This window comes from Ruegeria sp. BC5, assembly GCF_056539205.1.
In genome coordinates, this window is the sequence record NZ_JBQFUN010000001.1 from 1,557,188 (window position 1) to 1,576,341 (window position 19,154).

Here is a 19,154-nt window from a genome sequence, read left to right on the forward strand (position 1 = left end):
TGTTGTCTCCGGTTTTCTTACAGCGCTTCGGCGCCGGAAATAATTTCAATCAGCTCGTTGGTGATCACGGCCTGACGCGAGCGGTTGAACTGGATCGTCAGCTTGTCGATCATTTCACCCGCGTTGCGTGTCGCGTTATCCATTGCAGACATCCGTGCACCCTGTTCAGACGCTCCGTTTTCGAGCAGGGCCGAGAAGATCGCGGTTGCAACCCCCTTGGGCAGCAGGTCGGCCAAGATGGCCTCTTCGCTGGGCTCGTAGTCGAAAACAGCACCGCTATCGTCACCCTCGGTTTCCTCGAACGAGGCGGGGATGACCTGCTGTGCCGTCGGGATTTGGGTCACAACGTTGACGAACTTCGAATAGAAGATCGTGGCAACGTCGAACTCACCCCCGTCAAAGCGCGACAGGACGTCCTTTGCGATGTCTTGCGCGTTGGTATAGCCCAGACGCTTGACCTCGCTCAGGTCGATATGTCCAACGAACAGATCGCCAAAATCACGCTTCAGCGCGTCGCGGCCTTTTTTGCCGACGGTCAGAACTTTGATCGTCTTGCCTTTGGCGCGCAGCTCGTCCGCCTTTTGGCGGGCCAGCTTGGCGATGTTCGAGTTGAAGCCGCCGCACAGGCCGCGTTCAGCTGTCATGACAACCAGCAGATGGACATCATCACTGCCCGTACCACGGAGCAGCTTGGGGGCGCTGTCGCTACCCCCGACCGACGCCGCCAGCCCCGCCATCACGGCATTGAACCGTTCGGCATAGGGGCGCGAGGCTTCGGCAGATTCCTGGGCGCGGCGCAGTTTTGCAGCCGCGACCATCTGCATGGCCTTGGTGATCTTGCGGGTCGATTTGACCGACTCGATCCTGTTTTTAAGGTCCTTAAGATTTGGCATATGCCCGCCTCTCCCTTAAGCGAAGGTTGCGGCGTATTCGTCCAGCGCAGCCTTGATCTTATCGGAAGCGTCACCCTTGATCTTGGGATCTTCGTCCGTGATCCACTGAAGCAGATCCGCGTGCTTGCCACGCAGGTGCGCCAGCAGGCCAGCTTCGTAACGGCCAACATCGGACACGTCGATCTTGTCGAGGTAACCGTTGGTACCGGCGAAGATGACACAGACGATTTCAGCATTGGTCAGCGGCGAGTACTGCGGCTGTTTCATAAGCTCGGTCAGACGCGCACCACGGTTCAGCAGCTGCTGGGTCGCGGCGTCCAGGTCGGAACCGAACTGAGCAAACGCAGCCATTTCACGGTACTGAGCCAGTTCCAGTTTAACCGGACCGGCAACCGACTTCATCGAGTTGGTCTGAGCCGAAGAGCCCACACGCGAAACCGACAGACCGGTGTTCACAGCAGGACGGATACCCTGGTAGAACAGTTCGGTTTCCAGGAAGATCTGGCCGTCGGTGATCGAAATCACGTTGGTCGGAATAAACGCCGAAACGTCACCACCCTGAGTTTCGATAACCGGCAGAGCAGTCAGCGAGCCCGCACCGAAATCCTCGTTCAGCTTGGCCGAACGCTCCAGCAGGCGCGAGTGGAGGTAGAAAACGTCGCCAGGATAGGCTTCACGTCCGGGCGGGCGGCGCAGCAGCAGCGACATCTGACGATAGGACACAGCCTGCTTAGACAAGTCATCATAGATGATCAGCGCGTGACGGCCATTGTCTCGGAAGTATTCGGCCATCGCGGTTGCAGCGTAGGGTGCCAGGAACTGCATCGGTGCCGGGTCGGACGCGGTTGCGGCCACAACGATCGAGTATTCAATCGCACCGGATTCTTCCAGCTTCTTCACCAGCTGCGCAACGGTCGAACGCTTTTGACCGATGGCAACGTAAACGCAGTACAGTTTCTTCGACTCGTCGTCGCCTGCTGCGTCATTGTACACTTTCTGGTTCAGGATCGCGTCCAGAGCAACGGCAGTTTTACCGGTCTGACGGTCACCAATGATCAGCTCACGCTGGCCACGGCCAATCGGGATCATCGCGTCAACCGATTTCAGGCCGGTTGCCATCGGCTCATGAACCGACTTACGCGGGATGATGCCTGGTGCCTTAACGTCTGCAACGCCACGCTTGGTTGCGTTGATCGGGCCTTTGCCGTCCAGCGGGTTGCCCAGACCGTCAACAACACGGCCCAGCAGCTCGTCACCGATCGGAACGTCCACGATCGAGTTGGTGCGCTTGACGGTGTCACCTTCTTTAATGTCACGGTCGGAACCGAAGATAACGACACCGACGTTGTCGCTTTCCAGGTTCAGCGCCATGCCCATGATGCCACCGGGGAATTCGACCATCTCACCGGCTTGTACGTTGTCCAGGCCGTATACACGGGCAATCCCGTCACCGACGCTCAGCACGCGGCCAATCTCGGCCACTTCGGCTTCCTGACCAAAATTCTTGATCTGGTCCTTCAGGATTGCAGAAATCTCTGCAGCTTGGATTCCCATTTATCCGACCTCTTTCATTGCATTCTGTAGGGAGTTCAGCTTCGAACGGATCGAGCTATCGATCATTTTCGAGCCCACTTTAACGACAAGACCGCCGATGAGGCTTTCATCAACGGTCGCATTGATTGTCACGGTCTTGCCCACACGCTCGGACAGCGTTTTGGACAGTTTATCCAGTTGCGTCTTGGTCAACGCCTTGGCCGAGGCGACATCGGCGGTCACTTCGCCGCGTTCGTCTGCCAGCATGTCGCGCAGTACCTGCACCAGTTGCGGAATAACAAACAGGCGGCGCTTTTCGGCCATCAGACCCAGCGTGTTGCGCAGGATGGTATGCAGACCCATCTTGTCGGCAATCGCGGTAATCGCTGCTTCCTGTTCGGCGCGGGATACCAGCGGCGATGCAATCAGGTCGCGCAAGTCGGCGCTTTCGCCCAAAGCTGCTGCCAAATCGTTGATGCCGGTTTCCAGACCTGCAAGGTCATTATTCTCTTTGGCGATCTCAAAGATCGCGGTGGCATAGCGTTCAGCAATGCCAGTGGAAATCGAAGCTGGTTCGGACACGTCCACCCTTCCGATATTTGAGGCCCCGATTTTGAGTAGCGGCCGCTACCACGGGGGCGTGAGGAAACCCCGCCCAGACGGCCGGGGATCAAAATCACCGGGGATGTAGCAGAGCCGAACCAAGCTAGCAATATATTATCACGGCAAGCACTTTATCCACAAAATGTTTTGTTTCAATTACTTACGAAGGGTGCGACCCTTTTATCCGGCTGGAAGGCAGGAAAAATGTTACGAAAGTGTAGGTTTTTGCGATTCCTGTGACCTATTTCCCGCAAATTCGGGCTTTGAAACGTCCCAAATCGACACAAGAATTATGCTGGCTTCAACAGTCCATCTAGCGCCTTGATCGGGCGACGTTCGGTATCTTTTGTGACGGTGCCGCTGGGGGGGCGGATGTGCTTGGTGACCTCTACCATCAGCACGCCCCCTGCCATCACCGTTGGCATGCGCTGACCGGTTTTTTCGATCAGACTGCCCGATTTCAACCAGAACCGGCGAAACGAAGGCGGCATATACAGGGCCGAGCAGTGGCCTTCGGGAATGAAGTGATGCGCCTTGAGCTGGCTTTCCAACTGCGACGCCGAATACGGGCGCCCGAATCCAAAGGGCGTTCGATCTGATCGCGACCACAGCCCGGCCCGGTTCGGCACAATGAAAATCGCGCGCCCGCCTGGTCCGAGAACCCGCCAGCATTCGTTCAGCAATTCGCTGGGCTGGCCTGAGGTCTCCAACCCGTGCATCACGACCAATTTGTCCACGTGCCCGGTTTCAATGGGCCAGAGTGTTTCTTCGGTCAGCACAGAGACATTGGGCATCCCGGCAGGCCAGGGCATGACCCCCTGCGGCCCTGGCATCAAGCCGATGACACGACGCGCTTCTGCCAGATATGGCCGCAAAAGTGGCACCGCGAAGCCAAAGCCTACTACGGTCTGACCTTTGGCTTCGGGCCACAACTGCGTCAGCCGTCCACGAATAGCGGCCTGCGCCGCACGGCCCAATGTGCTGCGGTAGTAGAAATTCCTCAGATCCTGCACATCAAGATGCATTGCGGACACCTGGTCAATCGGCTTAGCTGGGCGCAGTCTAGCAACGAAAGGGCAAAAGGCCATGCCTCTTGAGATCGTAACCATCCCATGTCTCAGCGATAATTATGCTTTTCTGGCGCATGACGCCACCAGTGGCCAGACCGCCCTGATTGATGCGCCCGAAGCAGGACCGATTCTGGCAGAACTGGACGCCCGCGGCTGGACGCTAAGTCACGTGTTGCTGACCCATCATCATTGGGATCACGTCGACGGGCTGACCGGTATTCTGGAAAGACACCACGCCAAAGTCATTGGTGCCAGTGCCGACGCCCACCGCCTGCCCCCACTGCATCTGCAAGTGGCCGAGGGCGACTCGTTCCAGATTGGTGACGAACCGGTGCAGGTATTGGATGTGTCAGGCCACACGGTTGGTCATATTGCATTCTACATGCCGCAAAGCGCTGCCGTTTTTACCGCAGACAGCCTGATGGCCCTGGGCTGCGGCCGCCTGTTCGAAGGTACCGCGCCGCAGATGTGGCAATCTCTTTCCAAGTTGGCCGCACTGCCCGACGAAACAATCGTCTATTCGGGCCACGAATATACGCAATCCAACGCCAAATTCGCCATTTCGGTCGATCCAGGCAATGCCGCACTGCAGCAACGCATTGCGGATATCGACACCGCCCGCGCCGCCGGAAAACCTACGGTTCCCTCGAGCCTGGCGCTGGAAAAGGCCACAAACCCGTTCTTGCGTGCCACTGATGCGTCGATTCAGGCCAATCTGGGTATGGAAAACGCCGAACCGACGGCTGTATTTGCCGAAATCAGGGCTAGAAAAGACCGCTTCTAATGCTTATTTCGCGCTCTTCACGGCCACGGTCACAGGAAATGTGACTGTCAAGTGAAAGAAAACCCTTGAAGCCGGGCCACGATCAACCAAACTCTATTAGTATGAGGACATGGTTGAACCGGGGCCACATCCTGCCCCTTTCGACCCAAGACAGAGGAGCACCCGCGTGCCTTCATTCTCGAGCACTTTAGAACAAGCCATCCACGCGGCCCTTGCGGCTGCGAATGAACGGCGACATGAATTTGCAACGCTGGAACATCTGCTGCTGGCGCTGCTGGAAGAACCCGATGCCATCCGCGTCATGAAAGCCTGCAGCGTCGATCTGGAAGAATTGCGCAGCACTTTGGTCGAATTCATCGACGAAGACCTGTCTAATCTGGTCACCGACATTGATGGGTCCGAGGCCGTACCAACCGCCGCTTTCCAGCGCGTGATTCAGCGCGCCGCGATCCACGTGCAAAGTTCGGGCCGCACCGAAGTGACCGGAGCCAACGTTCTGGTCGCCATCTTTGCTGAACGCGAAAGCAACGCAGCCTATTTCCTGCAAGAACAGGACATGACGCGCTATGACGCGGTGAATTTCATCGCACACGGCGTAGCCAAAGATCCGGCATATGGCGAAAACCGCTCGGTTTCCGGCGCGGATCAGGTCGAGGAAGAGGCTCAATCCAGCACCACTGATGGTGATCAGAAAGAAAGCGCGCTTGGGAAATATTGCATCGATCTGAACGCCAAGTCGCGTGCAGGCGATGTCGACCCCCTGATCGGTCGCGCCGATGAGGTGGAACGCTGCATTCAGGTGCTATGCCGTCGCCGCAAGAACAACCCGCTGCTGGTGGGTGACCCGGGCGTGGGCAAAACCGCCATTGCCGAGGGTCTGGCCCACAAGATCGTGGGCGGCGAAGCCCCTGATGTGCTGTCGAACACCACCATTTATTCGCTGGATATGGGCGCGCTGCTTGCGGGCACCCGCTATCGCGGTGATTTCGAGGAACGGCTGAAAGCAGTCGTGACGGAATTGGAAGATCACCCCGACGCTGTGCTGTTTATTGACGAGATTCACACCGTGATCGGTGCCGGTGCGACTTCGGGTGGCGCGATGGATGCGTCGAACCTCCTGAAACCTGCCCTGCAGGGCGGCAAGCTGCGCACCATGGGCTCGACCACTTATAAAGAGTTCCGTCAACATTTCGAAAAAGACCGCGCGCTCAGCCGCCGGTTCCAGAAGATCGACGTGAATGAACCTTCGGTTGAAGACAGCGTAAAAATCCTGCGCGGTCTGAAACCCTATTTCGAGAAGCATCACGAGATCAAGTACACTGCGGATGCGATCAAAACCGCCGTAGAACTGTCGGCGCGCTATATCAATGACCGCAAACTGCCAGATAAGGCCATCGACGTGATCGATGAGGCCGGTGCCGCACAGCATCTGGTCGCAGAAAGCAAACGACGCAAGACCATCGGTGTGAAAGAGATCGAGGCCGTCGTTGCCAAGATCGCGCGCATTCCGCCCAAAAACGTCACCAAGGACGATGCGGAGGTTCTGAAAGATCTGGAAACTTCGTTGAAACGGGTGGTGTTTGGTCAGGACGAAGCTATCGAGGCGCTTGCCAGCGCAATCAAGCTGGCCCGTGCTGGTCTGCGCGAACCAGAAAAACCCATCGGCAACTATCTCTTCGCTGGTCCAACCGGTGTGGGTAAGACCGAAGTGGCCAAACAGTTGGCAGATACGTTGGGCGTGGAACTGCTGCGCTTTGACATGTCGGAATATATGGAAAAGCACGCGGTCTCCCGTCTGATCGGTGCCCCTCCGGGTTATGTCGGGTTCGATCAGGGTGGTCTGCTGACCGACGGCGTGGATCAGCATCCGCATTGCGTGCTGCTGCTGGATGAGATCGAAAAGGCCCACCCGGACGTGTTCAACATCCTGCTGCAGGTGATGGACCACGGTGAGCTGACCGATCACAACGGCCGCACGGTGAATTTCCGCAACGTGGTTCTGATCATGACGTCGAACGCGGGTGCGCAGGAACAGGCCAAGGCCGCCATTGGCTTTGCCCGTGACCGCCGCGAGGGCGAGGATACCGCTGCGATCGAACGTATGTTCACGCCGGAATTCCGCAACCGTCTCGACGCCGTGATCTCATTCGCACCTCTGCCGAAAGAGGTCATCCTGCAAGTGGTCGAGAAATTCGTCCTGCAGCTTGAGGCGCAATTGCTGGATCGCAATGTGACCATCGACCTGACGCCCAAAGCCGCCGAATGGCTGGCCGACAAGGGCTATGACGACAAGATGGGTGCGCGTCCTCTGGGCCGCGTGATCCAGGAACACATCAAGAAGCCTCTGGCCGAGGAGTTGCTGTTCGGCAAGCTGGCCAAGGGTGGTGTGGTTCGTGTCTCGGTCAAGAAGGGCGAGTTGAACCTGGAAATCTTCGGCCCCGATCAGCCGCGCATTCCGGGGGACAAGCCACCGCTGCTGACCGCAGATTGATTGCATCGTGATACAGAAAGAAACCCGCCTTCAATGGCGGGTTTTTTTTATGTTTATTTGGTGCGCTGTGGATGCGGGCTGTGAAAATACTCTGATCGACGGCGCCGTGAAGCCCGATAGGCCGACAGAAAGACTTGAGCATAACGCAGCCCGTCGAAACTCTGAGACAAAGCGGACACCAACGCGATTCCAACGTCCCTGGCTTTGCGAATGCGCCCGGCCCTGGTTTGCACAAAGTATTCGAGATCAATGAAACGAATTTGCTGCCCGTCCCAGCACATATCCCGAAAAGCCGGGCGCCCGTGGGCTAGGTCGATTGAATGCAAGCGTGCCAACGCTTGCCCCGCCGCATAACATGCCTTTTCTTTATCCCCAGCGGTCAAAGAGTTAGACTTGCAGATGTCAGTCAGACTGGCGCCAGCATCTTCAAGCACAAAGTAGCCCGTACCTTCGGTCACAATTGCCGGGACTGGCACACCGCTGTGCCACAGGAAATGATGTGAACACCGGTCCCGGTCGAACGCCATATTCGGAGTTCCCTTTACCAGCCAAAGCAGAGGCGCAGACCGCTCAATGCGCTTCATCCAAAACGGGGTTCCTTTTAAGGTCTCAAACCGGGCCACACGCCGATAAGGTGCTTGCAGGGCCTCATCAACCGCGCTTTGCAATTCAACTGCCAATTTGTTCAAATCCGTACCTGCTCAACCTATGGTGCAGATATAGGGGCATCACACTCGCCTTTCACCCAGTGCGAGCTAAAATTGCGGCGGATCGAAGCCACTTTCGTCTGCCTGAAAAAACCCATTGTAGCGATTTAACGCTCAGTCAATTTCAACTCGATCCTGCGGTTCTGGGCGCGGGCTTCGGGGGTATCGGCGGGATTGACAGGCTGGAACTCACCAAACCCGTTGGCGGCCAGCCGGTTCGGCGGGATACCCAGCGCTTCGACCATGTATCGCACCACCGAAAGCGCTCGGCCCTGGCTGAGTTCCCAATTGTCGCGATACCGGCCCGTCCCGGCCAGAGGTACGTTGTCCGTGTGGCCATCGACACGGATGACCCAGTTGAGACCCTCGGGAATTTCCGCCGCTACACTGCGCAGGATATTGGCCACCTTGGCGACCTCTTGCCGCCCGACCGGCGACAGCGTAGCTGATCCTGTGTCGAACAGCACCTCGGATGAGAAAACGAACCTGTCTCCTTCGATCCGCACGCCTTCTTCATCGCCTAGGACATCGCGCAAACGACCGAAGAATTCAGAACGGTAACGCTGCAGGTCCTCGGCCTGTGCGGCTAGCTTTTCGGCCTCGGCCTCAAGGCGAACGCGCTCGGCCTCTTCCAGCAGTCGGCGGCGACGTTCTTCCGAGGCGGCCCGCGCCAACGCTGCATTCAAGTCCTGTCCCAAGGTCTGGATACGGATATCGGCGGCCGCATTGCGCTCCTGATAGTCGTCCAGCAACGCCTGCAACCCACCCAATTGTTCGCGCAGTGCCGCCATTTGCTGATTGAGCAATGCCGTTTCGCGCTGCGCTTTTTCCGAAATCGCCTGCTCATTCGACAGCGAATCACGCGCAACGGCCAGCAAGGCCGCGCGTTCTTCGGCCAATGTGCGTTGTTCCTGCGCTTCAGCCTGAGCCTCGGTTCGAGCTGCCAAAGCCGCCTCAAGCTGGGCTCGCAATTCTTCTGCGTTCAAGGCCCCAAACTGCCGTTCCAATTCGGCTTTTGCAGCCTGTGCAGCGGCCAACAGTGTCAAGGTCTCTTCAGCCTCTTTCCGCTGCGCTTCCAGCGCCAAGGTCATGGCCGTCAGTTCAGCATCCGCGTTCAGCAATCGGTTGCGCAGATTTTCGGCGGCGGCGGCCTCAGCCAGCTTGGCAGCCTCTTCGGTGCTCAGTTGTTCTTCTAGCTCAGAAATCCGCGTGGACTGCGCCGCATCGCTTTGTTCCAGATCAGCAACCAAGGCTTCCAGCGCCTCGCGTTGCGCTGCAGCCAGACGCGCGGCTTCGGTCTGTTCATCGACCTCAGCGCGGCTTTGCGCCAAGGCCAGATTCAACGCGCCCTGTTCATCAACCAACTCGGCGATTTGACCCTGTGCGCGCTCTTGCTCGACCAGCAGAGCCGCGACCTGAGCCTCAAAATCGGTCAGTTGGATCTGCGCTTGCACCAGTTCGTTCTCGACCTGCGACAAAGTCGAGTTCAACACACCCAACCGCGCTTGCAACCGGCTGTTTTCCCGTTCTTCCAGCCCCAACGCTCCGGCCAGCGCCGCAACCTCATCCGACAAGGCGGTCAGTTCGTCCTCTTGCCCGGAAATAGTCTCACGCAGCACAAACTGCACGACCATGAAGATCGTCAGCACAAACGTCAGCACCATCAAAAGTCCGGTGATCGCATCCACAAAACCGGGCCAGACCGAACCCTGGAACCGTTGACCTGTGCGTCGGGACAGGGCCATGGATTACTCTCCTTCCGGAGCGGTTCGCACGGCGCCTCGGGGTAAGGTCAGGGCTTTGACCAGCAATTCGATATCCTTGCGCAACTCGCTCATGCTTTCCTGACGGCCAGCCGAGATTTCTTCGAGAATACGAAGCAACTGCACATCCATCGAGCGCAGGCGCATACGGCTTTCGGCGTCTATCCCGTCACCAGCGCCCTGTTCGCGCATGTGATCCAGCAGGGCGTCCTGCCCAAGCGCAACCCGTTCCAGGGCAGCTGTCACGCCCTCGGTATCGGACTGTCGCACGTTCATTTCGCCGATCGAATCCGCCAACTGGCCAAGTTTGGACGACACCGCAGCGCGATCAGCCTCTTGCGCTGAAAACAGATCCTGCAGCGCGTTCATCTGTTCGGACATGGCATCCAATACTGGCGTCAGAACCGCCAGTTCAGCGCCACCTTCATCGCTGGCCCCGAAGCCAACGCGGGTGATCGAGGATAACCATTCCTCAAGCTCGCGGTAGAACCGGTTCTGTCCATGGCCCGCAAACAATTCCAGCAGACCAACGATCAGCGAGCCAGCCAGACCCAACAACGAAGACCCGAAAGCCACGCCCATGCCCTGCAGCTGCGATTCTAGCCCGACCATAAGGCGGTTGAATACGGCCAGCCCCTCTTCACCTTCCTGCGGGTTAAGGCTGCGGATTGTGTCCACGATGGCGGGAACCGTGGTGGCCAGCCCGAAGAACGTGCCCAAAAGACCCAGATAGATTAGGACGTTGGTGATATAACGGGTGATCTCACGTTCTTCCTCGACCCGTTCTGCGACTGAATCCAGAATGGACCGTGTCGAGGTTGAGCTGATCTGAGACCGCGCGCCCCGTTCGCGGAGCAGGGATGCCAACGGTGCCAGCAATTGCGGTGTGCGTGCATCTTCGCGCACAACACCGCCCACAAACGCCTCGATCCATCGGACAGAGCCGATCAGTTGGGTCACCTGAAAGAAACAGGCGAAAACACCGATGATGAACACCAGGATGATAAAGCCGTTCAGGTATGGGTTGGCTTCAATCACCGGCATCACATAGGGCAAGGCCATAAATACGCCCAACCCGGCCAGACCTATTGCGACCAACATCATCACAATCTGTCGAATGGGATGCGAGAAATGAGGTCTCGCGCCCTGATGTGCCTGCGCCATGCGCGTGGTTCCCGGTTTTTGCCTGCTCTGCGCTGAATCTAGCGAACTTATACCGGTGACGCCAAGGGTTTATGCGGTGATATCACGCACACGTTGCGCCAACCACTCAAGATCGGGGTCGCGCAGGTCGATCTCGGCCAAATGTTCGGCGGTGTTATAGAGGTATTCGGTGTTTGGCCCCCGCCCGCCGACCGCATGGGCGATTATCTGGGCCTGCTCTTCCAGAGGGATACCGCCGCAATACTGCACATGATCGGCGTCGATCACGTAAGTCACGGCATTCACAACCTCGCCGCTGTCCAGGTGCAGGTCCAGCATCTTCTCAACATAGGCCGACGAGATCAGCTCGCGCTCGCGCAATTCATGCAGGGTGCGGTCTTCGTGTCCTGCCTCAACCGCCAGAGCCAGCCCCTTGCAATTGGCGTCGGCCTGTTCGTCCAGCGCCAGAACCAGACCAGGATGGTCTTCAGTACCGCGATGGTGGATCGAGCTCATGCAAAAGGACCGCGCGTAACCGTTCAGTGTGGCGCGTTCACTGCGGGCCACCGGAAAGCCCGGATTCCACAGCAGCGATCCATATCCGAAAACCCACATCGTCATAGCACTGGTCCTTGCCCGTTTGCGTCTATAAACATCAATTCCGAGGTGGGAAAAAGGGCGAACTGCCATGCGCGGTCTGATACGGGTAATCATTTTCATCGCTGTAATCTGGAGCGTCTATTGGTTCGTCGCCGGCTTCGGCCTGCGCAACGCGATCACCACATGGTTTGACAAACAGCAGGAACAGGGCTGGCAGGCTGATTTTTCAGACGTTGAAACTGCCGGGTATCCACTGAACCACATGACGCGCCTGAATAACCCGGCGCTGGCCGATCCGGTCAATGGCACCGCCTGGAGCGCGGACTGGATCGAGTTCCAAAGCCCGGCAATCTGGCCTGGTCGACAAGTGCTGCGTTTTGCCGGCACGCCGCAGCGCCTGTCTTATTTCGATCAAACCGCGACCATTCAGGCCGCCGACCTGCAAGCTGAGTTGCAACTGCAACCCGGCGTGGCGCTTATGTTGGAAAAGATGGCGTTGACCGCCGGGCCGTGGTCGATCACCGATGATTCCGAGGCTTTGGCTGGGGGCAACACATTGGCCCTTGTGATGGAACAGACCGCCACCCCCGAGGCATATGTGATCAGCGCGCAAGCAGACGGCTTCACCCCCGGCGATGACCTGCGCGAACTGATGCGTTCGGCCACTACCCTGCCGCAAGCGTTTGAAACGCTGGAGCTGGACCTGACGGCCACTTTCGACAAGGCATGGGATCGATCCGCGCTGGAACAAAGCAGACCGCAACCGGTTAAGCTGGACTTGCGCCTGGCTGAAATGCAATGGGGCGCGCTGCGCCTGTTCGCAACCGGAGAGCTGGACGTAGACCCGCAGGGCATTCCCATCGGAGAAATCTCTATCCGGGCCGAAAATTGGCGTGATATGATCGCCATGGCCAATGCAGCGGGCGCCCTGCCCGATCAGGCGGTGGACCCTGTGACAACAACGTTGAACTTTCTAGCCGGGCTTGGCGGCAACCCCAATGCGTTGGACGTGCAGCTGAATTTCCGCGATGGGTTTGTCGCCATGGGCCCAATCCCTTTGGGCCCGGCACCGCGTCTGATCTTGCGTTAACGGCAGTACGGCCCGCGACGATGGCGTGCCGTATCCAGGTGGAAATGATCGCGATGATACCGGTCCGCATTCGGCCCCAGAACCGTGCCAAACGGGCCGCACGCCCCGCGCCAGACTTTGGTCAGCTGACGTTTTGACGGGTTCTTTCGCCAGCCGTTCAGAACGGTCACGACCTCTCCGTCTGCCATCTTAAAGCCCGAGATGTCGATTGCCCGGCCTTTGCCGTGTTCTGAAATTCTGGCCCCTTTTTGATTGTTTCGGGTCCGACAAGCGTAATGGGCAGCAATCTGAAGCTCGGCCACCGGACCGCGCCGCTTGAAGGTGGGTTTAACCGTTTTGTCGACCCATTTGTTCAATGCCATCGCCGTACCGCAATCCATCGTCGACGGGCGGCTGAGCACCACACCTGAAACCGAGGTGATTTGTACAGCATCCTTGATGCCGCAGGCCTTGATACGACCGGGCACATTTCCGACAGGCTTGCCCTGAATAGCAATATCCCCACAGACCGAAGTTTTGCGCAGTTTGCGTTTCTTGAACAACGCCTCCTGTTCCAATTCCTTGGGTCGCAGATACGGCATCAACGAGGTATCCGGCCCCAGCAACGGCAATTCCGAGGGGCGCGCTGCCACGGCTAAGACCTGCGGCGACTCAGGGCGCAATACAGGCCGTGTCTTCACATTGGGCAACGGGCTGGCAAAAGCCAGAACAGCGGTCGTTGCGGGCCGCGCCATAGGAACGAGCGACTGTTCAGGAGGCGCCGCGTTGGACACTGTGGCGCAGACCGCCAAATATCCAATCACAAGGAACCTCCAGCCGCGTTTCATGGGTTCGCCTTTCCCCGTCCGAAATCAGGCGCATCCGTATCCTGCCCCGCATCGATAATCCCACGCCGGATCGCGCGGGTACGAGTGAAATAGTCAAACAGATGTTCGCCATCGCCGGTGCGAATAGCACGTTGCAGCGCAAAAAGCTCCTCGGTAAAGCGCCCGAGGATTTCCAGGGTCGCGTCTTTGTTGGTTAGGAACACATCGCGCCACATGGTCGGGTCCGACGCCGCGATGCGGGTGAAGTCCCGAAAACCAGCGGCCGAATACTTAATGACCTCGCTATCGGTGACGCGGCGCAGATCGTCTGCAACCCCCACCATCGTATAGGCAATCAGGTGCGGCGCATGTGAGGTCACGGCCAGAACCAGATCGTGGTGGTCCGCGTCCATCTCATCCACATTCGCGCCCATTCCTTCCCAAAGCGCACGCAAACGGGCGATGGCGTCCGGGTCCGAACCTTCAACCGGCACCAGCAAGCTCCAGCGATTATCGAACAGTTCGGCAAACCCGGATTCGGGGCCGGAATGCTCAGTCCCTGCCAGCGGGTGCGCCGGTATGAAATGCACTCCTTCGGGAATATGGGGCGAGACCGCCTCTATCACGTGCCGCTTGACCGAGCCCACATCGGTCACTGTCGCGCCCGGTTTCAGGAGCGGTGCGATTTCTTGCGCGACCGTCCCCATTGCGCCGACGGGTACGCAAAGCACTACCAAATCCGCACCCTCAACCGCCTCTTGCACCGTGTCACAGACGCGGTCGCACAGGCCTATCCGACGGGCAGTATCGCGTGTGGCCTCGGACCGGGCATAGCCGGTGACCTCACCCGCAAGGCCCGCGCGTTTGATGGCCCAGAACATGGACGACGCAATCAGGCCCAGCCCGATCAGTGCGACGCGGTCGTATACCTCGCTCATGCGGCGCCCCCTTTGAATGCGGTGATGGCCGCAACGACACGGCGGCATGCCTCTTCATCGCCCACGGTAATCCGCAAGGCGTTGGGCAGGTTGTAACCCGCCACACGGCGCACGATCAAACCCTGCGTCTTGAGGTAATCGTCACAGGCCTCGGCCTCGGCCTGATCGGTGAAACGGGCCAGTATGAAATTGGCGCAAGACGGGTCTGTAGGCACGCCAATCTTGGCAAGTTCTTCCGAAAGCCAAACGCGCAGCCGGGCGTTTTCGCCGTGACAGAAGGTCAGGTAGTCGTCGTCTTTCACCGCCGCTTCGGCCGCAGCCAACGCGGTCAGAGACAGGTTGAACGGCTGGCGCACACGATTCAGCACGTCGATGATCGATTGCGCGGCAAAGCCCCAACCGACCCGCATCCCGCCCAGCCCGTAGATCTTGGAAAACGTACGTGTCATGATGACGTTTTCGAACCGATCCACTAAAGACGCACCACCATCGAACCCATCGACGAATTCTGCATAGGCTCCGTCAATGACCAACAGACAGCTTTGCGGCAAAGCTTCGGCCAACCGCACAAGGTCCGCCTCGCCGATCATAGTCGAGGTCGGATTGCCCGGATTGGTGACAAACACGATGCGCGTTTGCTCGGTAACCGCGGCAAGGATGTTGTCCACATCCACGTGACGATCCCGTTCCGCCACCATGACCGGCGTTGCCCCGGCCATACGGGCGATAATCGGGTACATGGAAAACCCGTGCTCGGTGTAAATGACCTCATCCCCCGGCCCGGCATAGGCTTGCGCCACGAATTGCAGCACCTCGTCACTGCCCACACCGCAGATGATCCGCGCGGGGTCCAGCGCGTGACGTTCCCCGATCGCGGCACGCAGGCTAGCGTGGTCGGTGCTGGGATAACGATGCAAGGTCACGGCACTGTCGCGCACCGCCTCAATCGCCTTGGGGCTGGGCCCGAACGGGTTTTCGTTAGAGCTGAGCTTGATCACATGCTCGACCCCGGCCACATGCGACTGGCCGCCCTGATACAGCGCGATGTCCATAATGCCGGGTTGAGGGGTGATCTTGGTCATAAGAGGCTCCGTTAATTGGAGCCTCTCATACCCGTCTCAACGCGTTGAGAAAAGCGGCAATTCCGTCACGCCGCTTTGAAGCGGGCCGTTGCCGGGTCAGCGTTGTAGAATGGTACGAACTCTTCGGTCCGGTGGGACAGGTCATTAACACTGTCGATGATGAACTGAACGGTCTCTTCGCTCATCAAATACGAGAAGTTCAGCCGCACCCAGCCGGGTTTCTTCATCTCTTCCCCCGCGGACAGGGCCGCGTGCAATTCATCCGAGGTTGCGCGGTCGATCCCCAGAAGACGGTGCGCATATGGCCCCGCACAGGCACAGCCGCCGCGCGCCTGAATGCCATAAATATCGCTAAGCATCCGGGTGAACAGTTGCTGATGAACCGGCTGGCCAGAGTTATCCCGCACAAGGAAGGAATAGATCGGCAGGCGATGCGGGTTATCGACGCCCAGCAAGGTCAGGTTCGGGTTATCACCCCACCCGTCCAGCGCCATACGGTTAAACTGCGCCTCTTTTTCGGCGATCTCATCAGTGCCGACAACATCCTTAACGATAAAGGCCAGCGCCGCGCGGATGTCTCCGACCACGTTGGGTGTTCCGGCCTCTTCGCGCGTGGCCAGGTCCTCGCTGTAGTCGTGCCGCCAGGGCGAAACAAAACTGACCGTGCCACCACCGGGCCAACTGGGGCATGTGCGGCGCACGGCGGTCTGATTGACGATCAGAACACCCGACGCCCCCGGCCCGCCCGGAAACTTATGCGGAGACACAACGATAGCATCCTTGCGCGCATCCTCTGGCCCCATGTCCATCGGCAGATAAGGACCACCGCCTGCGTAATCCCAGACCGAAACGGCGCCATGCGCCTTGAGCAGTCGGGTGATCGGATCCGGGTCGGTAATGATTCCGGTTACATTCGACGCAGCCGAAAACGACCCGATGATCAGATCCGATGCAGCATTGTCGATCAGAACCTGCTCCAGCGCCGCCAGATCAACCCCACCTTCAATAGCTTCAGGAATCTCGATCACCTGTGCCTTGCTTTCACGCCACGGCAAAATGTTCGAATGATGCTCGTACGGCCCAATCAAAACGACCGGCTGGTCAGCCGCATCCACACCCAACAAGCTGACCAGCCGGTTCAGACCCGCAGTAGCGCCGGACCCGGTGAATATCACCGCGTCTTCTCCCCTCGCGCCAACGATGCGGGCAATCTCTGCACGCGCCTCGCGGCGCAACCGAGTCATGTATGAACCGCAATAGGAGGCCTCGGTGTGGCTGTTGGCATAAAAAGGCAGCACCTGTTCGGTGACAAAATCCTCAACCTGCCGCAGCGCACGGCCCGAAGCGACGTAATCCGCATAAACCAGCGGCACGTCCCCATGTAGACCCGAGATCAGAACGTTCTCTCCGATCAGCCCGTCGCGCAGGCTTGAATTGCGAGTGGTGGACAGGATGTCTGCGCGAAATTTGGACAGGGTCATGGCATAGTCTCCGTATTGCCCTACCAATGTGATTGCTTTTTCCTGAGTAAACTTCACCGTTCTTTTGATAGATTTTTAAAAATTTGTGTCATATGATCAAGAATGGCGGAAAAAATAGATCAAATTGATAAACGCATCCTGCGTGAGCTGCAAACAGACGCGACCTTGTCCCAACGCGAACTGGCCGATCGGGTCGGGCTGTCGCAGAACGCCTGTTGGCGGCGGTTGAAGGCACTGAATGAGGATGGCGTGATCACCGGCTCAACCGCACGGATCGCACGGGAGAAGCTGGGGCTAAGCCTTGTGGTTTTTGTTATGCTGCGCACCCGGCATCACTCGGCCGACTGGTTGCAAGCATTTCGCAGCCACGTACTGACCATCCCCGAAGTGGTGGATTTCCACCGGATTGGTGGCGACTATGACTATCAATTGAAGGTCGTGACCGAGGACATGGCGTCATATGACAAGGTCTATCAACGCCTGATCGAAAAGGTCGAACTGGACAGCGTGACCTCGTATTTCGCGATGGAAGCAATCGCCGAAGGTCGCCCCTTGCCGATCTGATCCGCTTTTTCATCTGGCCAAAAATATCTCGGGGGAGTCGCGCATCGACTGGGGGCAGAGCCCCTACAAACAAAAAAGACCGCGCTGAAAGCGCGGCCCTTTAAATTTTGCGTCTCGGCGAAGATTAGTTCTTCGCGTAGAATTCGACGACCAGGTTCGGCTCCATCATGACCGGGTACGGCACATCGCCCAGACCCGGTGCGCGCACGAAAGTCGCGGTCATTTTCGAGTGGTCCGCGTCGATGTAGTCAGGCACATCACGCTCGGCCAAAGCAACGGCTTCCAGAACAACAGCCAGCTGCTTGGACTTGTCACGTACTTCGATTACGTCGCCTTCTTTGACGCGGTAGCTGGGGATGTTGACCCGCTTGCCGTTCACTTTGACGTGTCCGTGGTTCACGAACTGACGTGCGGCAAACACGGTCGGCACGAACTTGGCGCGGTAAACAACAGCGTCCAGACGGCGCTCCAGCAGACCGATCAGGTTTTCACCAGTATCACCGTTCACACGGACGGCTTCTGCGTAGATGCGGCGGAACTGTTTCTCGGTCAGGTCGCCATAGTAACCTTTCAGCTTCTGCTTGGCACGCAGCTGCAGACCGAAGTCCGACAGTTTACCCTTGCGGCGCTGACCGTGCTGGCCGGGGCCGTATTCGCGGCGGTTGACCGGGGATTTCGGACGACCCCAGATGTTTTCGCCCATCCGGCGGTCGATTTTGTGCTTGGCAGACGTGCGTTTGGTCACGGCTGATCTCCTTCTTAAGGTCGAGGTCCAGACGGACCACTATGAAGGGCGTTGTCCTCTTGAGGTTTCCCCCATGACAGGCATCCCCTCGCGGGGGCCACCAACACCAATGAAGCCGCGCTTATATCCGCGAAACTGGCAGAGTCAACACACCATGCCATGCAACATTGGAATTTCCATTGAAATCGAGGTTTACCTGCGGGTCAGTCAGCTCTGCGTCCGACAGAAACCGCCCTCTGCTGATCTTGATCATCCAGGACCGGAGTGGATCGGGATGGGAACGCTATGACAGTCTCATCCATCCCGGTTGCTTCGTTCCCCTGGCCCGCAGATTCGGCGACTTCACTAATCCAGAAATCCTGATCCCGCTCCGGGCAATCCCCTTCGAAGACCAGCATCGGGGCTGATTCGCCAGCAACTGGGAACAACGCCGCTGTGAAAGTTTGCGCACCGTTGGTCAACACAAGCAGGCCACTCGCTTCCTCTGAAAGGTTTTGAACATGCGCGCAATGGCTCAGCGTCGCTAAGTCGGAACCAATGTCTTCGGCTCCTTCCAGCATCTGCACAGAGGAATTCTTCAAAAATCGTGCCTGTCCGCGCCACGACCAGGCAGCTCCGACGCTCAAAAAGGACAAGGGCGCTGCCTCAAGTCCATCGATTTCCGTCTGCCTCCAAAAAATGGCTATACGACCGCTTTGTCCGGTTCTCATATTACCGCCTGTACCCTTAAACCCATCACTGCGTACTGGGCTACCCTTATCAACGTAAATTAAGGCGGAAAAGAGACGTTAATGTATTGTTAACGAAATTGTGGCCTTTGAGATTCAACTATTGACTTCCGGAGGGGTATTTTCCCGCCAG

General features: G+C 58.1%; 18 protein-coding genes. 4 read left to right on the forward strand and 14 right to left on the reverse strand.

Annotation, left to right across the window (positions count from 1 at the left end; all coding sequences use genetic code 11):
• Positions 1–17: 17 nt before the first annotated feature.
• The 4 genes from ACR0LY_RS07850 to ACR0LY_RS07865 form a co-directional block, all read right to left on the reverse strand.
• The gene (locus ACR0LY_RS07850; protein ID WP_058280013.1) at positions 18–893 is read right to left on the reverse strand and encodes a F0F1 ATP synthase subunit gamma; all 876 of its coding nucleotides are present in this window, start codon (positions 891–893) and stop codon (positions 18–20) included.
• 15 nt (positions 894–908) lie between these two features.
• Positions 909–2,447, reverse strand: coding sequence for a F0F1 ATP synthase subunit alpha (gene atpA, locus ACR0LY_RS07855; RefSeq protein WP_170347819.1), 1,539 nt, complete (start codon positions 2,445–2,447; stop codon positions 909–911).
• Complete coding sequence (locus ACR0LY_RS07860) at positions 2,448–3,008, reverse strand: F0F1 ATP synthase subunit delta (protein ID WP_170347818.1); 561 nt, start codon at positions 3,006–3,008, stop codon at positions 2,448–2,450.
• Positions 3,009–3,319: 311 nt separating this feature from the next.
• Positions 3,320–4,054 (reverse strand): class I SAM-dependent methyltransferase, encoded by a 735-nt coding sequence (locus tag ACR0LY_RS07865; protein ID WP_170347817.1) that lies wholly within the window; start codon positions 4,052–4,054, stop codon positions 3,320–3,322.
• Between the two features lie 61 nt (positions 4,055–4,115).
• On the opposite strand from ACR0LY_RS07865, the gene gloB reads away from it, so the two are divergent.
• Together gloB and clpA are read left to right on the forward strand one after the other, a co-directional pair.
• Positions 4,116–4,883, forward strand: a complete 768-nt coding sequence (gene gloB / locus ACR0LY_RS07870; RefSeq protein WP_170347816.1) for a hydroxyacylglutathione hydrolase — start codon at positions 4,116–4,118, stop codon at positions 4,881–4,883.
• A gap of 166 nt (positions 4,884–5,049) precedes the next feature.
• Positions 5,050–7,374 (forward strand): ATP-dependent Clp protease ATP-binding subunit ClpA, encoded by a 2,325-nt coding sequence (gene clpA / locus ACR0LY_RS07875; RefSeq protein ID WP_170347815.1) that lies wholly within the window; start codon positions 5,050–5,052, stop codon positions 7,372–7,374.
• 53 nt (positions 7,375–7,427) lie between these two features.
• On the opposite strand, the gene ACR0LY_RS07880 is transcribed toward clpA, so the two are convergent.
• From ACR0LY_RS07880 to ACR0LY_RS07895, 4 genes are all read right to left on the reverse strand, one after another.
• On the reverse strand, positions 7,428–7,958 hold the full coding sequence (locus ACR0LY_RS07880) for a phosphotransferase (RefSeq protein WP_170347814.1): 531 nt from the start codon (positions 7,956–7,958) through the stop codon (positions 7,428–7,430).
• A 230-nt stretch (positions 7,959–8,188) separates the two neighbouring features.
• Positions 8,189–9,826 (reverse strand): peptidoglycan -binding protein, encoded by a 1,638-nt coding sequence (locus tag ACR0LY_RS07885; RefSeq protein ID WP_170347813.1) that lies wholly within the window; start codon positions 9,824–9,826, stop codon positions 8,189–8,191.
• A 3-nt stretch (positions 9,827–9,829) separates the two neighbouring features.
• Positions 9,830–11,008, reverse strand: a complete 1,179-nt coding sequence (locus tag ACR0LY_RS07890) for a biopolymer transporter ExbB (RefSeq protein ID WP_170347812.1) — start codon at positions 11,006–11,008, stop codon at positions 9,830–9,832.
• 69 nt (positions 11,009–11,077) lie between these two features.
• Positions 11,078–11,608 carry a gamma-glutamylcyclotransferase gene (locus ACR0LY_RS07895; protein WP_170347811.1) on the reverse strand — a complete coding sequence of 177 codons (531 nt, stop codon included), beginning with the start codon at positions 11,606–11,608 and terminating at the stop codon, positions 11,078–11,080.
• A gap of 67 nt (positions 11,609–11,675) precedes the next feature.
• On the opposite strand from ACR0LY_RS07895, the gene ACR0LY_RS07900 reads away from it, so the two are divergent.
• Positions 11,676–12,677 (forward strand): DUF2125 domain-containing protein, encoded by a 1,002-nt coding sequence (locus tag ACR0LY_RS07900; RefSeq protein ID WP_170347810.1) that lies wholly within the window; start codon positions 11,676–11,678, stop codon positions 12,675–12,677.
• Here the strand turns inward: ACR0LY_RS07900 and ACR0LY_RS07905 are convergent.
• The 4 genes from ACR0LY_RS07905 to ACR0LY_RS07920 all read right to left on the reverse strand — a co-directional run bounded on the left by ACR0LY_RS07905 (position 12,674) and on the right by ACR0LY_RS07920 (position 16,984).
• Positions 12,674–13,504, reverse strand: coding sequence for an extensin-like domain-containing protein (locus ACR0LY_RS07905; RefSeq protein WP_170347809.1), 831 nt, complete (start codon positions 13,502–13,504; stop codon positions 12,674–12,676). The two genes, ACR0LY_RS07900 and ACR0LY_RS07905, sit on opposite strands and share 4 nt — an antisense overlap.
• Positions 13,501–14,421 carry a prephenate/arogenate dehydrogenase family protein gene (locus ACR0LY_RS07910; RefSeq protein ID WP_170347808.1) on the reverse strand — a complete coding sequence of 307 codons (921 nt, stop codon included), beginning with the start codon at positions 14,419–14,421 and terminating at the stop codon, positions 13,501–13,503. The genes ACR0LY_RS07905 and ACR0LY_RS07910 overlap by 4 nt, the downstream gene beginning before the upstream one ends.
• Complete coding sequence (hisC, locus tag ACR0LY_RS07915) at positions 14,418–15,503, reverse strand: histidinol-phosphate transaminase (RefSeq protein WP_170347807.1); 1,086 nt, start codon at positions 15,501–15,503, stop codon at positions 14,418–14,420. Before hisC ends, ACR0LY_RS07910 begins: the two co-directional genes overlap by 4 nt.
• Before the next feature lie 65 nt (positions 15,504–15,568).
• Positions 15,569–16,984: an aminotransferase class V-fold PLP-dependent enzyme gene (locus ACR0LY_RS07920; protein WP_170347806.1), complete on the reverse strand. Its 1,416-nt coding sequence runs from the start codon at positions 16,982–16,984 to the stop codon at positions 15,569–15,571.
• 102 nt (positions 16,985–17,086) lie between these two features.
• Here ACR0LY_RS07920 and ACR0LY_RS07925 point away from each other — a divergent pair, with 102 nt between their 5' ends.
• A complete protein-coding gene (locus ACR0LY_RS07925; RefSeq protein ID WP_170347805.1) occupies positions 17,087–17,548 on the forward strand; it encodes an Lrp/AsnC family transcriptional regulator in 462 nt (153 codons plus the stop codon).
• Positions 17,549–17,672: 124 nt separating this feature from the next.
• Here the strand turns inward: ACR0LY_RS07925 and rpsD are convergent, their stop codons facing one another.
• On the reverse strand, positions 17,673–18,293 hold the full coding sequence (gene rpsD / locus ACR0LY_RS07930; protein WP_170347804.1) for a 30S ribosomal protein S4: 621 nt from the start codon (positions 18,291–18,293) through the stop codon (positions 17,673–17,675).
• Positions 18,294–18,496: 203 nt separating this feature from the next.
• Positions 18,497–18,859 carry a hypothetical protein gene (locus ACR0LY_RS07935; RefSeq protein WP_480640720.1) on the reverse strand — a complete coding sequence of 121 codons (363 nt, stop codon included), beginning with the start codon at positions 18,857–18,859 and terminating at the stop codon, positions 18,497–18,499.
• Between the last annotated feature and the right edge of the window lie 295 nt (positions 18,860–19,154).